This is a genomic window from Paraburkholderia madseniana, from assembly GCF_009690905.1.
GTDB classification, from domain to species: Bacteria; Pseudomonadota; Gammaproteobacteria; order Burkholderiales; family Burkholderiaceae; genus Paraburkholderia; species Paraburkholderia madseniana.
This window is the reverse complement of the sequence record NZ_VOSW01000113.1, coordinates 1-17,477: the sequence shown is the minus strand read 5'-3', so window position 1 is coordinate 17,477 and position 17,477 is coordinate 1. Positions and strand designations below refer to the sequence as shown.

18 protein-coding genes are annotated in these 17,477 nt (G+C 61.9%); 4 read left to right on the top strand and 14 right to left on the bottom strand.

All coding sequences use genetic code 11. From position 1 onward, the window contains the following. The first annotated feature begins 92 nt into the window (after positions 1 to 92). Positions 93 to 689 carry an FMN-dependent NADH-azoreductase gene (locus tag FSO04_RS38170; protein ID WP_154566633.1) on the top strand — a complete coding sequence of 199 codons (597 nt, stop codon included), beginning with the start codon at positions 93 to 95 and terminating at the stop codon, positions 687 to 689. Between the two features lie 139 nt (positions 690 to 828). On the opposite strand, the gene FSO04_RS38165 is transcribed toward FSO04_RS38170, so the two are convergent. The 8 genes from FSO04_RS38165 to rpe all read right to left on the bottom strand — a co-directional run bounded on the left by FSO04_RS38165 (position 829) and on the right by rpe (position 8,172). Then, on the bottom strand, positions 829 to 1,671 hold the full coding sequence (locus tag FSO04_RS38165; RefSeq protein WP_154566632.1) for a uracil-DNA glycosylase: 843 nt from the start codon (positions 1,669 to 1,671) through the stop codon (positions 829 to 831). A 90-nt stretch (positions 1,672 to 1,761) separates the two neighbouring features. Further along, positions 1,762 to 2,388: a CYTH domain-containing protein gene (locus tag FSO04_RS38160; RefSeq protein WP_154566631.1), complete on the bottom strand. Its 627-nt coding sequence runs from the start codon at positions 2,386 to 2,388 to the stop codon at positions 1,762 to 1,764. A gap of 39 nt (positions 2,389 to 2,427) precedes the next feature. Continuing rightward, the gene (gene trpC / locus FSO04_RS38155; RefSeq protein ID WP_154566630.1) at positions 2,428 to 3,213 is read right to left on the bottom strand and encodes an indole-3-glycerol phosphate synthase TrpC; all 786 of its coding nucleotides are present in this window, start codon (positions 3,211 to 3,213) and stop codon (positions 2,428 to 2,430) included. A gap of 18 nt (positions 3,214 to 3,231) precedes the next feature. Next, positions 3,232 to 4,263, bottom strand: a complete 1,032-nt coding sequence (trpD, locus tag FSO04_RS38150) for an anthranilate phosphoribosyltransferase (RefSeq protein ID WP_154566629.1) — start codon at positions 4,261 to 4,263, stop codon at positions 3,232 to 3,234. Between the two features lie 17 nt (positions 4,264 to 4,280). Next, the gene (locus FSO04_RS38145; protein WP_054036698.1) at positions 4,281 to 4,868 is read right to left on the bottom strand and encodes an aminodeoxychorismate/anthranilate synthase component II; all 588 of its coding nucleotides are present in this window, start codon (positions 4,866 to 4,868) and stop codon (positions 4,281 to 4,283) included. A 13-nt stretch (positions 4,869 to 4,881) separates the two neighbouring features. Then, positions 4,882 to 6,375, bottom strand: a complete 1,494-nt coding sequence (gene trpE / locus FSO04_RS38140) for an anthranilate synthase component I (RefSeq protein WP_154566628.1) — start codon at positions 6,373 to 6,375, stop codon at positions 4,882 to 4,884. Positions 6,376 to 6,745: 370 nt separating this feature from the next. Further along, positions 6,746 to 7,462 (bottom strand): phosphoglycolate phosphatase, encoded by a 717-nt coding sequence (locus FSO04_RS38135; RefSeq protein WP_154566627.1) that lies wholly within the window; start codon positions 7,460 to 7,462, stop codon positions 6,746 to 6,748. A 26-nt stretch (positions 7,463 to 7,488) separates the two neighbouring features. After that, positions 7,489 to 8,172 carry a ribulose-phosphate 3-epimerase gene (rpe, locus tag FSO04_RS38130; protein ID WP_028199698.1) on the bottom strand — a complete coding sequence of 228 codons (684 nt, stop codon included), beginning with the start codon at positions 8,170 to 8,172 and terminating at the stop codon, positions 7,489 to 7,491. A gap of 277 nt (positions 8,173 to 8,449) precedes the next feature. Between rpe and apaG the strand changes: the two genes are divergently transcribed. Then, complete coding sequence (gene apaG / locus FSO04_RS38125) at positions 8,450 to 8,824, top strand: Co2+/Mg2+ efflux protein ApaG (RefSeq protein ID WP_054036748.1); 375 nt, start codon at positions 8,450 to 8,452, stop codon at positions 8,822 to 8,824. Positions 8,825 to 8,870: 46 nt separating this feature from the next. Here apaG and FSO04_RS46585 read toward each other — a convergent pair whose 3' ends face one another. Next, a complete protein-coding gene (locus tag FSO04_RS46585; RefSeq protein ID WP_166618334.1) occupies positions 8,871 to 9,032 on the bottom strand; it encodes a hypothetical protein in 162 nt (53 codons plus the stop codon). A 28-nt stretch (positions 9,033 to 9,060) separates the two neighbouring features. Here FSO04_RS46585 and mltA point away from each other — a divergent pair, with 28 nt between their 5' ends. Continuing rightward, entirely contained in the window at positions 9,061 to 10,185 is a 1,125-nt protein-coding gene (mltA, locus tag FSO04_RS38115; protein WP_154566626.1) for a murein transglycosylase A, read from the top strand. Positions 10,186 to 10,471: 286 nt separating this feature from the next. Here mltA and paaK read toward each other — a convergent pair whose 3' ends face one another. The 5 genes from paaK to paaN form a co-directional block, all read right to left on the bottom strand. After that, the gene (gene paaK, locus FSO04_RS38110; RefSeq protein ID WP_154566625.1) at positions 10,472 to 11,776 is read right to left on the bottom strand and encodes a phenylacetate--CoA ligase PaaK; all 1,305 of its coding nucleotides are present in this window, start codon (positions 11,774 to 11,776) and stop codon (positions 10,472 to 10,474) included. Positions 11,777 to 11,922: 146 nt separating this feature from the next. Further along, positions 11,923 to 12,384, bottom strand: coding sequence for a hydroxyphenylacetyl-CoA thioesterase PaaI (paaI, locus tag FSO04_RS38105; protein WP_054036751.1), 462 nt, complete (start codon positions 12,382 to 12,384; stop codon positions 11,923 to 11,925). Position 12,385: 1 nt separating this feature from the next. Beyond that, positions 12,386 to 13,177 carry a 2-(1,2-epoxy-1,2-dihydrophenyl)acetyl-CoA isomerase PaaG gene (paaG, locus tag FSO04_RS38100; RefSeq protein ID WP_154566624.1) on the bottom strand — a complete coding sequence of 264 codons (792 nt, stop codon included), beginning with the start codon at positions 13,175 to 13,177 and terminating at the stop codon, positions 12,386 to 12,388. Positions 13,178 to 13,235: 58 nt separating this feature from the next. Beyond that, complete coding sequence (gene pcaF / locus FSO04_RS38095) at positions 13,236 to 14,438, bottom strand: 3-oxoadipyl-CoA thiolase (RefSeq protein WP_154566623.1); 1,203 nt, start codon at positions 14,436 to 14,438, stop codon at positions 13,236 to 13,238. A gap of 126 nt (positions 14,439 to 14,564) precedes the next feature. After that, positions 14,565 to 16,265: a phenylacetic acid degradation protein PaaN gene (gene paaN / locus FSO04_RS38090; protein ID WP_154566622.1), complete on the bottom strand. Its 1,701-nt coding sequence runs from the start codon at positions 16,263 to 16,265 to the stop codon at positions 14,565 to 14,567. Positions 16,266 to 16,398: 133 nt separating this feature from the next. Here paaN and FSO04_RS38085 point away from each other — a divergent pair, with 133 nt between their 5' ends. Next, the gene (locus FSO04_RS38085; protein ID WP_093643561.1) at positions 16,399 to 17,175 is read left to right on the top strand and encodes an enoyl-CoA hydratase; all 777 of its coding nucleotides are present in this window, start codon (positions 16,399 to 16,401) and stop codon (positions 17,173 to 17,175) included. Positions 17,176 to 17,477: the final 302 nt, after the last annotated feature.

Here is a 17,477-nt window from a genome sequence, read left to right as displayed (position 1 = left end):
ATCCTTCGCTGCCGGATGGCTTTTTCCCGGGTCGGTTAAAAATCACAATGGCTCCACTCGCGCAAAACTGCGCGCCCCTACTGGAGTCAACCATGACCACGATCCTGCAAATTAACTCGGCAGCTCGCTCGCAAGGCGCGAACTCGACGCTTCTCGTCAACGAACTGACCGCAAAGCTGCAACAATCGAATTCGGGCGCGCAAGTCGTCGTCCGTAACCTGCAAGCTGAACCGCTGCCGCACCTGGACGACGCCGTCCTCGGCGCGTTCTTCACGCCGGCTGACCAGCGCACGCCGGAACAAGTCGCGATCGCTGCACGCAGCGAAGCGCTGATCGCCGAACTGCAAGCCGCCGACATCATCGTGATCGGCGCACCGATGTACAACTTCGGCATCTCGTCGCAACTGAAGACGTACTTCGACTTCATCGCACGCGCCGGCATCACGTTCCAGTACACGGCGAACGGTCCGGAAGGTCTCGTGAAGGGTAAGAAGGTTCACGTGGTTTCGGCACGCGGCGGCAAGTATGTCGGCACGCCGAACGACAGCCAAACGCCGTACCTGAAGAGCTTCCTCGGCTTCCTCGGCATGACCGATGTGAACTTCATCTACGCTGAAGGCCTGAACATGGGCCCGGACGCTGCGAGCGCCGCGTTGGCTGGCGCGCGTGAAGCGATCGCTGCTGCGTAAGGTGTGAGGTTTGTCTCGCGCTGCGTGTTCGCGGCGCGGTGGAATGAAAAAACGCCACGGGGTGTGAATGCCGTGGCGTTTTTGTTTTTGTGGCGGTGGTCTTTGGTAGCCGGTGTCGGTGCGCTTCGCGCGACGAGTGTTATGCCAGCATCTGCGCTTCGTCGGGCAAGCGCCAGTCGATCGGTTCGCGGCCGTGCTTCACGAGATATTCGTTGGCCGACGCAAAGTGCCCGCAGCCGAGAAAGCCGCGATGCGCCGACAGCGGCGACGGATGCGGCGCTTCCAGCACGTAATGCGACTTGCCGCCAAGCAGCGCGCGTTTGGCTTGCGCATGCGCACCCCACAGCATGAACACCAGGCCGTCATGACGCATGGCCAGTTCGTGGATCAGCGTGTCGGTGCATTTCTCCCAGCCGCGTTTTGCGTGACTCGCAGCCGAATCGCGCTCGACGGTCAGCACTGTGTTCAACAGCAGCACGCCCTGTTTGGCCCATGTGTCGAGGCAGCCATGACGCGGCGGTTCGTGGCCGAGGCTCGCGGTGATTTCCTTGAAGATGTTGCGTAGCGACGGCGGCGTGCGCACGTTCGGCGCGACTGAAAACGCCAGTCCGTGTGCTTGCGGCGTGCCGCGGTCTTCGCCGTGATACGGGTCCTGCCCGAGGATCACGACTTTGACTTCGTCGGGACTGGTGAGGCGCAGGGCGCGGAAGACGTCGGCGGGATAGACGGTTTTGCCGGCCGCGCACTCACCGTCGACGAAACGGCACAAGGGCGCGTAGGCGTCGCTTTCGATGAACGGATTGAGGTGTGTGCGCCAAGCCGGGGGCAGGGCGGCGAATTGGGCTTCGAGCGTCGGCGGCGGCGAGCCGGCGGCTGTGCGTGTCGGCTCCGGCTGCGCGGTTGCGCCGGCCGGCGTGGCAGAGGCGTCGCCGAACAACGAGGCTTGCGACGAATTGGAGCGGGTGCGGGAAGCTGAGGTCATGGCGGGGAAGTGTCGCAGCAAATGCGGGCTGGCTCAAGGTGTAGGTGCTGCTCGGGCGCTGTGTACCTCTTGATCACACACGCCGAGGGCTTAAGCCGCCCGCAACTGATACCCGCGTTGTGCCTTGCTAATGTTGTCCGGTGCAAGGCCGGTGACCTGTTTGCCGAGTTCGCTCGCGAGCGTGTTGAGTGCGGCTTCGTCGCCGGATTTCAGTTCGAGTTCGACTTCGGAGATCGGCGCGCGGCGGGTTTCACCGTTCACTTCGGCGAGCACGTCGCCCTGGTCGATCGCGGCTTCGACTTGCGAGCCGTCCAGCGAGACATTCCACAACGTGCGCGTGAAATTCGTGCGGAACAGTTCGATCAACTCCGGCGCCGCCTGACGCAAGGCCTCAGCGGCAGCGGGTTCGTCGCATGCGTGCAGCAAGGCGTCGATTTCGAGTTTCTCGCCCGCCACCGGCATTTCCCACTCGTGCCGGCTATGCAGCCCGTCCTTCGCGTTACCCACGGTCTTGAACGTTTGCAGCCAGCCGTCTGGCGTATGCCGCAGCCGCAGCGCGCTTTTCGACGTAGCCAGCGCAAGCCTGGGCGTATCGAAGTAGATATTCGCCAGCTCGATCGGGCGACCCTCGGCGCCGGTGCGTGCGACGAACCACTGCGTCGCCGCTTTCACCTGGCTCGCCGGTAGTGCCAGCTTGATTTCACGTTCCATGCCCATGACCTGCTCCGCTACGTAGTCTGCGTGTTGAACCTGTGCTTAGAAAAACATCCGCGCAAGTTCCACACCCGGCTCTTCCGCGCGCATGAACGCCTCGCCGACGAGGAACGTATGCACGTCCATCGCCCGCAGACGTTCGACATCCTGACGCGACAGAATGCCCGACTCCGTGACGACGATACGGTCGTCCGGAATCGATTCGAGCATGCCGATGGTCGTCTCGATCGATGTTTCGAAGGTGCGCAGATTGCGGTTGTTGATGCCGATCAGCGGCGTCTTCAACTTCAGCGATTCCATCAGTTCATTGTGGTCATGCACTTCGACCAGCACCGCGAGGCCCAGCGAATGCGCGAGCGCTTCGAGGTCCTGCATCTGCGAGGTTTCCAGCGCGGCAGCGATCAGCAGGATCGCGTCGGCACCCATCGCGCGGGCTTCGACGATCTGGTACGGATCGACGATGAAGTCTTTGCGCAGCACCGGCAAACTGCAGGCGGCGCGCGCCTCTTCGAGATACGCAACGCTACCCTGGAAGAACTGGACGTCGGTGAGCACGGACAAGCAGGCCGCACCGTGTTTTTCATACGAACGCGCGATCTCGGCGGGGACGAAGTTTTCGCGCAGCACGCCTTTCGACGGGCTCGCTTTCTTCACTTCGGAGATCACCGCGGCCAGACCGGCCGCGTGTTTCGCGCGCAATGCACCGACGAAATCGCGGATGTCGCGCGACGATGCTTCGAGGCGCAGCGCTTCGAGCGGCGCGCTCTGTTCAGCCGCGCGGACTTCTTCGCGTTTGACCGCGATGATGCGGTCGAGGATGTCGCTCATGAGGGTCTCGCTACGTAATTACTGCTTGAATTGCTGGGTGAAGCGGATCAGGTCGTCGACTTTCGCCCGTGCCTTGCCGCTCGCGATCGCTTCGCGCGCCAACTGGATGCCGTCCGCAATCGACGCCGCCACGTTCGCCGAATAGAGCGCCGTGCCCGCGTTCAGCGTAACGATTTCACGCGCGACGCCGGGCTTGTTGTCGAGCGCTTCGAGCAACATCACTTTGGATTCGGCCGCGTCGGCCACTTTCAGCGTGCGGTTCGACACCATCTGCATGCCGAAGTCTTCCGGGTGAATTTCGTACTCGTGGATCTGGCCGTCGCGCAGCTCGCCGACTTGCGTCGCCGCGCCGAGCGAGACCTCGTCCATGCCGTCCATACCGTACACCACCAGCACGTGCTTCGCGCCGAGGCGCTGCATCACGCGCACCTGAATACCGACGAGGTCCCCGTGGAACACGCCCATCAGTTGATTAGGCGCGCCGGCCGGATTGGTCAGCGGCCCAAGAATATTGAAGATGGTCCGCACGCCGAGTTCGCGGCGCACCGGCGCGATGTTCTTCATGGCCGGATGATGGTTCGGCGCGAACATGAAGCCCATGCCAGTTTCCGCAATCGACGCCGCCACCTGTTCCGGTTGCAGATCGATGTTCACGCCGAGCGCTTCGAGCACGTCTGCGCTGCCCGACTTGCTCGACACGCCGCGGCCACCGTGCTTCGCGACTTTGGCGCCCGCCGCGGCTGAGACGAACATCGTCGCCGTGGAAATATTGAAGGTGTGCGATCCGTCGCCGCCGGTGCCGACGATATCGACGAAGTTCGAGTTGTCCTGCACCTCTACGTGCCGGGCAAATTCACGCATCACCGTGGCGGCGGCGGTGATTTCGCCGATGGTCTCTTTTTTGACGCGCAAGCCGGTGATGATCGCCGCCGACATCACGGGCGACAGTTCGCCGCGCATGATGAGCCGCATCAGGTGCAGCATTTCGTCGTGGAAAATTTCGCGGTGCTCGATGGTCCGTTGCAGCGCTTCCTGGGGCGTAATCGACATGATTTCGTCTCTCTTTATCAAGCAGTGCGGTGGGCTGTCTTCGACTGCTTCACGAAGTTTTCGAGCAAGGCGTGGCCGTGTTCGGACAGGATCGATTCCGGATGGAACTGCACGCCTTCAACGGCCAGTTCCTTGTGACGCACGCCCATGATTTCGCCGTCCTCAGTCCATGCGGACACTTCGAGGCAATCCGGCAGCGATTCGCGTTCGATCGCGAGCGAGTGATAACGCGTCACGACGAAGTGCTTCGGCAGATCGGCGAATACGCCTTTGCAGTCGGTTTCGATCGTGCTTACCTTGCCGTGCATGATGGTTTGCGCGCGCACCACGCGGCCGCCGAATGCTTCGCCGATCGCCTGATGGCCGAGGCATACGCCGAGAATCGGCGTCTTGCCGGCGAATTCGCGCAGCACGTCGAGGGTGATGCCGGCGTGTTGCGGGTTGCTCGGGCCGGGCGACAGGCAAATGCGCTCCGGGTTGAGCTTGGCAATTTCGTCCAGCGTGATTTCGTCGTTCCGATAGGTGCGCACGTCTTCGCCGAGTTCGCCGAAGTACTGCACCAGGTTGTAGGTGAACGAGTCGTAGTTGTCGATCATAAGCAGCATGGTGTGTCTCCGGTCAGAAGTCGCTATCGAGGCCGTCTTGAACCTGCTCGGCGGCGCGCAAGACAGCGCGCGCCTTGTTCTCGGTCTCTTGCCATTCGGATTCCGGCACCGAATCCGCGACTACACCCGCTGCCGCCTGCACGTACAGATTGCCGTTTGCGATCACGCCGGTGCGGATCGTGATCGCCAGATCCATTTCGCCGGTGAACGACAGATAACCGACAGCGCCGCCGTAGAGGCCACGCTTGACCGGTTCCAGTTCGTCGATCAATTCCATCGCGCGAACCTTCGGCGCGCCGGACAACGTGCCGGCCGGGAAGGTGGCGCGCAGCACGTCGAAATTAGTGGTGCCGGGCTTTAGCTTGCCTTCGACCGAACTCACGATGTGCTGCACGTGCGAGTACTTTTCGATCACCATCTGATCGGTGACGACCACCGAACCGATCTGCGAAATACGGCCCACGTCGTTACGCGCGAGGTCGATCAGCATCACGTGTTCGGCGATTTCCTTCGGATCGTTCAGCAGTTCGGTGGCGAGCTCGGCATCGCGTTCCGGCGTGTTGCCGCGCGGACGGGTGCCGGCGAGCGGCCGGATCGTCACGATGCGATCTTCGCCGCGCTTTTCCTGGCGTACCAGAATTTCCGGCGATGCGCCGACCACGTAGAAGTCGCCGAAGTTGTAGTAGTACATGTACGGCGACGGATTCAGCGAGCGCAGCGCGCGATACAGCGACAGCGGATTGTCGCGGTACGGCTTGATCAGACGCTGGCCGACCTGCACTTGCATCAACTCGCCGGCGGCGATGTATTCCTTCGCCTGGCGCACGGCGGCGAGATAATCGTCTTTGGCGAACTCGCGGTAGGTCTCGGTGCGCACGCTGGCCGACGTGACTGGCGGCTGCACGGTCGTGCGCAAACGCTGACGCAATTCACGCAGACGCTGCTTGGCTTTGGTGTACGCCTCGGGTTGCGTCGGATCGGAGTAAACCACCAGGTAGAGCTTGCCGGCGAGGTTGTCGATCACCGCGACTTCTTCGGTGAGCAGCAACTGAATATCAGGCAGGTTCAGATCGTCTTTCGGTGCGGTGTGCGCGAGCTTTTTCTCGATGTAACGCACTGCGTCATAGCCGAAGTAGCCCGCCAGACCGCCCGCGAAACGCGGCAGACCGGGGCGCTGCGCCACTTTGAAGCGGCCCTGGAATTGCTGGATGAACTCGAGTGGATCGCCCTCGTGCGTTTCGACGACTTTGCCGTCCCGCACCACTTCCGATACGCCGTTGCGGGTGCGCAGCAGCGTGCGCGCCGGCAGTCCGATGAACGAATAGCGGCCGAAGCGTTCGCCGCCCACTACCGATTCCAGCAGGAATGAGTTGGCGCCGTTGCGCTCGCTCTGCGCAAGCTTCAGGTACAGCGAGAGCGGCGTTTCGAGGTCTGCGAGCGCTTCGGCGATTAGCGGAATGCGGTTGAAACCCTCGTTGGCGAGGGACTGGAATTCGAGTTCGGTCATGTTCCGATCCTGTACGTACGTCAGACGGCACTATGCGTCGGACAAAGCGGGGCGTTACGCAGCCGGTCAGGCGTTCGTTCGACGTTTCGACACGATGATACCGACCGGCGCGAGTTTCCCATCGACGCATGCAAGGGGTTTCAGCGCACAGATGTACTTTGCGGGTACACGAACGCCAAATCAACCGATGCAGCGAAACAAGGTGATGGAAAAAACGCGTTAGCGCAGCGAAGTAAAAAACGGTTGCCGAAGACGAGCTTCAGCGTACCTCAGGCGAGGTTAGCGCGACCAGCGACGCCAGGGCCAGGCTCCCCGGTCGATGCTAATCAGACTCCGTTTTTTATTCAGAAACATGAGGATGAGGGACTTTTCAGGTCGTGGAATGGTGCGCTGCGATAGCCTTGGCGGCATCGAGCAGCGAGGCAACTATACCATCGGATTTTATTTCTTGTATAGCTCGGCCGTGGTTGTAGCCGTACGGCAGCGTCAGCGTTGCCATGCCCGCCGCGCGGCCTGCTAGCGCATCGTTTTCCGAATCGCCGATGGCGACCGTGGTTTCCGGTGTGACGCCTAGCTGCGCCGCGGCGGTGATCATCGGCAGCGGATCCGGCTTCTTTTTCGGCAGGCTGTCGCCGCCGAGCACGACGCTGAAATACTGGCTGAGCCCGTATTGCTCCAGCAATTCGACTGCGAAGCGGTGCGGCTTGTTGGTGACGCAGGCGAGTTTGAGGCCGGCGTCGCGCATGGCGCTGAGGCCGGCTTCGACCTCGGGATACAGCCGCGTGTGCACGCCGTTGATCCTGGCGTACTCCTCCTGATAGATCGCGAGCGCCTCGTCGAAACGGTCTTGTGCGTGGTCCGTTTCGAAGCGCTCGGCCAGCACACGGCGAATCAGATTCTCCGAACCCTTGCCGATGTAGCCGACCACTTCCTCGCGCGAGGTTTCCGCCGCATCGAGTTGCGCAAGCATGCCGTTCAGGCCGGCGGTGAAATCGTCTGCGGTATCGATCATCGTGCCGTCGAGGTCGATGATCGCGGCTTGCAGGCGCGGGCCGGTGAAGGTCGGGGCAGGGAACGGAGTTGTCATCTTTAGTACGGGATATCAGTGCTCGATCAGTGCTCGATGTTTGCGAGTGCGGCGCGCATCTTGTCGATCACCGCCTTGTGATCCGGCGCACCGAAGATCGCCGAGCCTGCCACGAACGTGTCCGCGCCAGCCGCCGCGATTTCGGCGATGTTGTCGACCTTCACGCCGCCGTCCACTTCGAGATGAATCTCGCGGCCGGTCTTTTCCTTGTAGGCATCGATCCGCTTGCGCGCTTCGCGCAGTTTGACGAGCGCCTCAGGAATGAACGATTGACCGCCGAAGCCCGGATTCACCGACATGATCAGCACCAGATCGACCTTGTCCATCACGTAGTCCAGATGGTTCAGCGACGTGGCCGGGTTGAACACGAGGCCGGCCTTGCAACCGTGGTCGCGAATCAGCGACAGCGTGCGGTCGATGTGGTCCGAGCCTTCCGGGTGGAAGCTGATCAGGTTCGCGCCGGCCTTGGCGAAGTCCGGCACGATGCGGTCGACCGGGCGCACCATCAGGTGTACGTCAATCGGCACGTCCACGTGCGGGCGGATTGCTTCGCAGACGAGCGGGCCGATTGTCAGGTTCGGCACGTAATGGTTGTCCATTACGTCGAAGTGAATCCAGTCGGCGCCAGCGGCGACAACGTTGCGGACTTCTTCGCCGAGGCGGGCGAAATCGGCGGACAGAATGCTGGGGGCGATGCGGAATTGCGTCATGGCGGGGGCGGATGCAAGCGGGAAAACGCCATTTTACCGGTTTGTACGCTTCGGAACCGGCTTGCGGGCGAGTTGAGGCCGACACCGAAAACGCACGGCAAAAGTGACAAAACGCCTTAACGGCCCTTGGCCAGAGGGATTTGTCCGGTTGCGGGCATGCCCCGCATCAAGCAGAATGCCAAACCATAGGCGCCGCTTCGCCAATGTGCCCGCAAACCATTGGCGTTCGGGGCTTCCCGCGATTTTTCACACTCCGTTTCACCAGACCGGAATCAGGATGAGCCAGTACGAATTCAGCGTCTCGGCGCAGGTGCAGTTTCTGCCCGAAGAGTCGGACCCGGAGCGCCGCCAGTATGCGTTTGCATACACGCTGACCATCCGTAACAGCGGTCAGGTGCCCGCGCAGTTGATTGCGCGTCACTGGGTGATCACCGACAGCGAAAACAATGTGCAGGAAGTGAAAGGCCTGGGCGTGGTCGGGCATCAGCCGCTGCTCAAACCGGGCGAGCACTTCGAATATACGAGTTGGGCCGTGATCGCCACGCCCGTCGGCACTATGCGTGGCGACTATTTCTGCGTGGCGGAGGACGGCGAGCGCTTCGACGCACCCGTACCCGAGTTCATTCTGCGGATGCCGCGTACTTTGCATTGAACCGAGGGCGCGGCTCGCGGTCTTTAAAAAGCTTTACGGCGCAGCTTTACAGGGATTTTTGCTGCTTTTGCTGTTCATCGCTGGCGGCGCGGGCGGCCTTCTTCTTGCCGGACGACGTCCAGACAACGATAAAGACGAGCAGGAAGAGCGCGAGGAGCGATTCCAGCGCGAAGATGAGCATCGGGTATTCGTCGAACAGATCAGACATGGCGGTTTCCATCAAGAACGAACATTGTATGCGTTTTGTCCGCACGGCCGGAGCATGGCTCGGCGCGCTTTCGGTGGCGGTAATGCTGGCTTCCTGCGGCGGCGGCGGCGCAGTCCGGCCTTCGGTTTCGCCGCCCACGGGTGCCGCGATCATACCCGGGCAGATCGCCGCGACGCGGCTGACAGCCGTGGCCTGGCAGCAGGTGCCGGGGTGGCAGGACGATTCGCTGATCGGCGCGACGGCCGCATTGCGGCAAAACTGCCTGAGGCTTGCGCGTCAACCGAACTGGGCCCGTGCATGCGCGGCAGCCTCGCAGATCGACGATCTGGACGTCACCAGTGCGCGGGCATTTTTCGAGGCGTATTTCACGCCGTTCCAGCTAGCCAATAACGACGGCACGCTCGATGGTCTCGTCACCGGCTACTACGAGCCGTTGCTGCGCGGTTCGCGCACGCGGCATGGTGTGTATCAGACGGCGCTGTACCGCTGGCCATCCAGTTATCGCGCGGGTGCACCGCTGCCGGCGCGCGCGCAACTCGAGCGTGCGGGCGTGCTTAACGGCAATGAACTCGTGTGGGTCGACGATCCGATCGAAGCGTTCTTCCTGCAGGTGCAAGGCTCCGGGCGCGTCGTGATGGAAGACGGCAGCGTGATGCGGGTCGGATTTGGCGGCACGAACAATCAACCGTACAAGTCGATTGGGCGGTGGCTGCTTGATCGCGGTGAACTGACGCCGGCGCAGGCGACCATGCAAGGCATCAAGGCATGGGCGCGCGCGAATCCGACGCGGGTTGACGCGCTGCTCGATACCAATCCGCGTTTCGTGTTCTTCCGCGAGATGCCGTCCGGCGAGAGTGCGCCGAGCGGCGGTGCGGATGGGCCGATCGGTGCGTTGGGTGTGCCGTTGACGCCGGAGCGGTCGATCGCGGTGGATCCCACTTCGATTCCGCTCGGGACGCCGGTGTTCTTGCAGACCACGCGTCCGTTGACAAACTCGCCGATGAATCGCCTCGTCTTTGCTCAGGACACGGGTTCCGCGATCAAAGGCGGCGTGCGCGCGGATTACTTCTGGGGCCTCGGCGACGATGCCGGCGATCTGGCCGGCAAGATGAAGCAGGGCGGCCGGATGTGGTTGTTGTTGCCGAATTCGTGAAGGTTTGGCGAAGGGGCGGCGGCGGGTTTCCAGGTTCTTAGTTGAATAGCTGAAAACCGCCGCTTGGCTAATTCGCTTGGCATGTTGCGGTATCTGTTCGCGACAAAGCTTCCAGATACGGACTCTGCCGTTGGCGTTGGTTATCCCAGCGTTCGCTCGTTAGCCACGTGCTGTGCTTTGCTCACCGCACGGTTAATCCCGGTTCACGACCAGCACATTTGATAACGGCGCTGACGCCGATCAGCCCCGCTATCAAGCATCAACCTTCGGCGTTTCGGCGCATTGCTTAAAGCCCCGACTTCCGCTTGTCCACCACCCTCCGTGCTTTGCCCACCGAACGCTCGATCCCATTTACAGCCAGCACGTTTACAACTGCGCTCACACCGATCAACGCCTTGATGTCATAGGTCAACGCCTGCTTCGCCGTGGTCAGTGCAGCAGTATCCGGCGCTGATTCCGGGCACGGCTCGACGTTCAACGTCAATACATCGAGCGGGCCTTCCTTCGTCAGCACGATTTGATAGTGCGGCGCGAGGGCGTGTTGCTTGAGTAGCAATTCTTCGATCTGCGTCGGGAACACGTTGACTCCGCGCACGATCATCATGTCATCCGAGCGGCCCGTGATCTTTTCCATCCGGCGCATGGTGCGTGCGCTGCCCGGCAGGAGGCGGGTCAGATCGCGCGTTCGGTAACGGACGATCGGCAGCGCTTCCTTGGTCAACGAGGTGAATACCAGCTCGCCGAGTTCGCCGTCCGGCAGCACTTCGCCGGTTTCGGGATCGATGATTTCGGGGTAGAAATGGTCTTCCCAGATGGTCGGGCCATCTTTGGTCTCGACGCATTCCGAGGCGACACCAGGTCCCATCACTTCAGACAGACCGTAGATATCCACAGCATCGATGCCCATGCGCTTTTCGATCGCCTGGCGCATGTCATTGGTCCACGGTTCCGCACCGAAGATGCCGAGGCGCAGCGAGCAATTCGCCGGATCGACGCCTTGCCGTTCGAGTTCGTCGGCGATCGACAACATATAGCTCGGCGTCACCATGATGATGTCGGGCCGGAAGTCCTGAATCAGTTGCACCTGCTTTTCAGTCTGACCGCCGCCGAACGGGATCACCGTCAGCCCGGCGCGCTCGGCGCCGTAGTGCGCGCCCAGGCCGCCTGTGAACAGACCGTAGCCGTAACTCACGTGAACCTTGTCGCCGCGCTTCGCGCCCGCGGCACGGATCGAACGTGCGACGAGATTCGCCCACGTATCGATATCGCGCGCCGTGTAGCCAACGACCGTCGGCTTGCCCGTTGTCCCGGACGATGCGTGGATCCGCGAAATCTGTTCCTGCGGCACCGCGAACATGCCGAACGGGTAGCTGTCGCGCAGATCCTTCTTGGTGGTGAACGGGAAGCGCGCCAGGTCCGCGAGAGTCTTCACTTCGCTCGGGTGAACGCCGGCTTCATCGAATTTTTGCCGATACACAGGCGAATTCTCATAAGCGTGGTTCAGCGACCATTTGAGCCGTTCGAGTTGGAGCGCGGCGAGTTCGTCGCGGCTAGCTGTCTCGATGGGATCGAGCGGAAGGGCGGTGGTCATCGAATGTCTCCTTGCTGCCTCAATGCTTGGGTCTGGGGTGCGGTGCGCTTGCGCGCAAAAACCGGGGACTCGCTGCTATCTACTATCTATATGGGTGCTGGCAATCGGTCGCGAACATATCGCGGCTCTGCCGTTCAATCTGCTGTTCAATCGCCGGTAGGAATCAGGTTGCCTTTGATCTGTGCCGATTTGCCGCGAAACATCGCCACGGTCTCCTCTGCGCGATTCGTGACGCGAATATCGTAAATGCCAGTGCGGCCGCTCAGGGTTTGCTCGACCGCTTCGGCAGTCAACACGTCGCCGCCTTTTACCGGCCGCAGGAACTCGATCGAGCAGCCCGCTGCGACGGTGTTGATGTTGTACGTGTTGCACGCGAAAGCGAACGTCGAATCGGCGAGCGTGAAAATCAGGCCACCGTGGCAAATCTGATGGCCGTTGAGGAAGTCGTCGCGCACGGCCATGCGCAGGCGCGCGTATCCTGGGCGCACTTCTACGATTTCGAGGCCGAGCGCCCGGCTGCACGCGTCGTTTTCGTACATGGCGGCCGCGGTTGCGCGAGCGAGTTCGTCGGGTGTCATTTGGGCGGGGTGGTTCGGTTGCGCGGACATATCAGCGACCCTCGAAGCGCGGCGCGCGTTTTTCCACAAACGCCTGCACGCCTTCCGCGTAATCGTGCGAAGCACCGAGTTCGCATTGCAGATCGCGTTCGAGATCGAGCTGCTGATCCAGCGTTTGCGTCGCGCCAGCGCGCATTGCCTGCTTGATCGCAGCGATAGCGCGCGTGGGCTGCTGCGCCAGTTGGGCCGCGAGCTTGCTTGCCGTGGCGGCTAGCTCGGTGTCGTCAACTGCTTGCCAGATCAGCCCCCAGCTTTCGGCTTTCTCCGCGCTCAGTTTGTCGCCAGTGATGGCGAGACCCAAGGCGCGGGCCATGCCGACGCGTTGCGGCAGGAACCACGTGCCGCCCGAGTCCGGCACGAGACCGATCTTCACGAACGCCTGAATGAAGTTGGCCGAACGAGCGGCAAGCACGAGATCGCAAGCCAGTGCGAGATTGGCGCCGGCACCGGCGGCCGTGCCGTTGACCGCGGCAATCACGGGTAACGGCAGTGCTTGCAGGCGGCGAATCAGCGGATTGAAATGCGCATTGATCAGTTCGCCCAGATCGGTCATTGCGCCTGGGGTGAAGTCGAGATCCGCGAGATCCTGCCCCGCGCAGAAGCCGCGGCCCGCGCCGGTCAGCACGAGCGCGCGCGCGCCGGACGCTTCGACCTGGCCGAGTGCGTCGCTCAATTCCTGGTGCATCGCGCGGGTAAAGCTGTTGAGCTTGTCCGGGCGGTTCAGTGTGATGGTCGCTACGCGGCTCGATGTATCGATGTCGAGGCGAATCGCTTCATATGACATTGGGTGTCTCCTCAAAGTCTCTTTGATCGGCGGCGCAATGGGCGAAGCGGCGTTAGTGTTAGAGCCGCTCGATTACCAATGCAATGCCTTGGCCTACACCGATACACATCGTGCAAAGCGCAAAGCGGCCGTTGATTCGTTCCAACTGATAAAGCGCGGTAGTGATCAAACGCGCGCCGGAAGCGCCGAGCGGGTGGCCGAGCGCAATCGCTCCGCCGTTCGGATTGACACGCGGGTCGTCGTCGCGCAGGCCGAGCGTGCGCAAGACCGCCAGTCCCTGCGACGCGAAGGCTTCGTTCAACTCGATCACGTCGAATTGCTCGAGTGTCATGTTCAACTGCTTCAACAGCTTTTGTGTGGCCGGCGCCGGGCCGATGCCCATAATGCGCGGCTCCACGCCCGCCGTTGCCATGCCCACCACGCGTGCGCGGCGACGCAATCCGTATTGATCGGCAGCTTCCTGATTCGCGAGCAGCAGCGCACACGCGCCGTCGTTCACACCCGATGCATTGCCGGCGGTCACGCTGCCGTCGGGACGGACCACGCCCTTGAGCTTGCCCAGACTTTCGAGCGACGTTTCACGCGGATGCTCGTCGAGCGTCACGCGTACGGGGTCGCCTTTCTTCTGCGCAATTTCAACGCCGACGATTTCCTGAGCGAGCGTGCCGTCGCGCTGCGCGCGCGCGGCTTTTTGCTGACTCGCCAGAGCGAAGGCGTCCTGATCCGCACGGCTTATGCCGAACTCGACGGCCACGTTTTCCGCGGTCTCCGGCATCGAATCGACGCCGTATTGACGCTTCATCAGCGGATTGATGAAACGCCAGCCGATAGTCGTGTCGTAAATATCGGCCTGCCGTGAAAATGCACTGGTGGCCTTACCCATCACGAATGGCGCGCGCGTCATGCTTTCGACGCCGCCTGCAATCATCAGCCGCGCTTCGCCGGCCTTGATGGCGCGCGCCGCAGTGCCGACCGCGTCCATACCCGAGCCGCACAGACGGTTGATGGTTGTGCCTGACGCAGCCGTGGGCAAGCCGGCCAGCAAAGCCGCCATGCGAGCCACGTTGCGGTTGTCGTCACCGGCCTGATTGGCACAGCCATAGATCACGTCGTCGAGGGCTTGCCAGTCGACACTGGCATTGCGTTCGATCAACGCCCTGATCGGTACCGCGCCGAGGTCGTCGGCGCGGACATCCTTCAGGGCGCCGCCGTAGCGGCCGATTGGGGTGCGAATCGCGTCGCAAATGAAGGCATCGTTCATGTGGGTTCCTGCTGGAACGGATCGGCGGGACTTGCCAACCCGATGTCTCATGTTAGTTAGGGTGCACGGCTCGGTCCATTCGGCCAAACGGCATAGGACGAAAGCCGTGCTTTTGTCTTATGCCATTCAGCCAGCTACCGCCGGCGCCGCTTTCGGTTCAACATGAACGCGACTTTGTACGACGCGGAAGCGGTTTGCGACGAAGGCTGCGTCGGCCAGCGCGGCATTTGCGGCCGGGTTTGCGCCCGTGCCGTGGAAGTCGGAGAAGGCCGCCGACTGATTGACGAATACGCCGCCCGTCAAATTGATCGAGAGTGCTACGCCGCCGCGGATCGATGCTTCGTGCGCTTCGTCGAGCACGGCTTCGTCCGTACTGTAGACCGACAGCGTCAGTGCGCCATGCTCAGCAGCGATTGCGCCGGCAAGGTCGAGCGACTGCGCGGTCGACTCCGTCGCGATCACGAATGAGATCGGGCCGAACCATTCTTTGGTGAACTGCGCGTGGTCGGTGGCGGCGTCCAGTTGGAGCACGAGCGGTGTGCGCACACGGGCGTCGGCAAAAGCCGGATGTTCCAGCGATTGGCTCTCTACTAGAACTCGGCCGAGCTTGCTGGCTTCCTCGATGCGCTGGGTGACACCTTCGTTCTGGATCGCACCGAGCAGCTCAACGGCGCGAGCCGGGTCGGCGACCAGTTTCTGCACGGCGCCGGCGATAGCCTGAGCGACTTCGTCGAAGCCGAGTGTGCCTTCAGCCGTGCGGATGCCGTTGCGCGGCACGTAGATGTTCTGCGGCGCGGTGCACATTTGTCCCGAGTACAGCGCGAGCGAGAAGGCGATATTGCGAGCGGCGGCTTTGATGTCGTCGACCGAGTCGATCACGATCTGATTGACGCCGGCTTTTTCGGTGTAGACCTGAGCCTGGTGTGCATTGCGCTCGAGCCAGGTGCCGTTTTGCGTGCTGCCCGTGAAATCGATCAATTTGATTTCAGGGCGCAGAGCCAGGTCCTGAACCAGCGCACCATCGTTCGGTTCGGTGGCCAGCAGCGTAACAACGTTCGGATCGAATCCGGCTTCGCGCAGTACATCGCGCGCGATGCGCACGGTCAGCGCGAGCGGCAGAATCGCGCCCGGGTGCGGCTTGACGATGACAGTGTTGCCGGTGGCCAGATCAGCGAAGAGGCCCGGATAGCCGTTCCATGTCGGGAAGGTGCAGCAGCCGAGCACGAGGCCGGTGCCGCGCGGCACGACTGTGTAGCGCTTGTGCATCGCAAGCGGCGGATTTTTGCCTTGCGGTTTTTCCCAGTGGGCGTCTGCGGGAATACGGCGCAATTGGTCCCACGCGTACACGACCGCTTCGAGCGCGCGGTCTTGCGCATGCGGGCCGCCGGCCTGAAAGGCCATCATGAAAGCCTGGCCGGTCGTGTGCATCACGCTGTAGCCGATTTCGAAGCTGGCGCGATTCACGCGCGCGAGGATTTCGAGGCACACGCCGCTCCACGCCTGCGGGCCGGCCGCGCGCCAATCGCGCTGTGCGGCGGCGGCTGCGGAGATCAACGTGTCAGGATCGGCCTTTGGATAGCGCACGCCGAGCGGGAAGCCGAACGGCGAGACTTCAGCGCCGACGGTTTCTCCGGTCGACGGCTGGTCCAGTTCGAACGTCTTGTTCAGAAGCGCTTTGAATGCGGCTTCGCCGTCTGCGCTAGCTGTTTCCCCGTACACTTTCGGACTGGGCATCTCGACGAACGGACTCCAGTAGCCGCGCGTTTCGACCGCGGTGAGTGCCTTTTGCAGCGTGTCTTCGTGCTTGGTGAATAGCGGATGTGTCATGGCAGTGGGGCTTGGCTGTACGTTGGGAAAAGCCTGTCGAATAATTGACCGACCGGTTGGTTGGTGAATGGTAGCATTACTGAGACAGCCGCGCGAAGCGTTTTTTGCGCGCCATTAACTATTAGGAGGCGGCATGGCTTACGAAAACATTCTTGTTGAGACGCGTGGACGGGTCGGTTTGGTCACATTGAATCGCCCGAAGGCGTTGAACGCACTGAACGACGCGTTGATGGACGAACTGGGCGCAGCGCTGCGAGAGTTCGATGCCGACGACGCGATTGGTGCGATCGTGGTGACGGGCAGCGAAAAAGCGTTCGCCGCTGGAGCCGACATCGGCATGATGGCGACCTATACCTATATGGACGTCTACAAAGGCGACTACATCACCCGCAACTGGGAAACGGTGCGCTCCATCCGCAAGCCGATTATTGCTGCAGTGGCGGGCTTTGCGCTTGGCGGCGGTTGCGAGCTGGCGATGATGTGCGACATCATTCTCGCCGCCGACACTGCGAAGTTCGGCCAGCCGGAAATCAAGCTGGGCATCATGCCGGGTGCTGGCGGCACGCAACGGCTCCCGCGTGCGGTCTCCAAGGCGAAGGCAATGGATCTCTGCCTGACCGCCCGCTTCATGGACGCTGCTGAGGCCGAGCGTGCCGGATTGGTCTCGCGGGTGATTCCCGCGGCTTCGCTGCTTGACGAGGCGGTGGCTGCGGCCGCGACCATCGCTGAATTCCCGTTGCCGGCGGTGATGATGATCAAGGAATCGGTTAACCGCGCATACGAAACGACGCTCGCAGAGGGCGTGCATTTCGAGCGTCGCCTCTTCCATTCGCTCTTCGCCACGGAAGATCAGAAGGAGGGGATGGCCGCGTTCGTTGAGAAGCGCAAACCGGTTTTCAAGCATCGTTAATACGCTTGTCAAAATAACGCTTGCAAGGGGCCGTCCGGGTCGCTAGAATCTCGCTCTTTCGTGCTTCGGACACCGGGGCACGGGGAGCGGGAGAGCCAGTAGTGGCAAGGCTTTGCGCGATGTGGGCGGGTTCAGGAAGTTAGAAAAACCTGTTGACGGCGTAGCGAAAGTTCTTCATAATCTCGTTTCTCTGCTGCTGATGCAGCGACGCAGAACGAAGCGGTGCCGGGTGGTTGTGATGTTGACGACGCGCGGCGCTGTTCCGGTAGTGAGTGCGTAATCGATCTTTAAAAATTAACAGC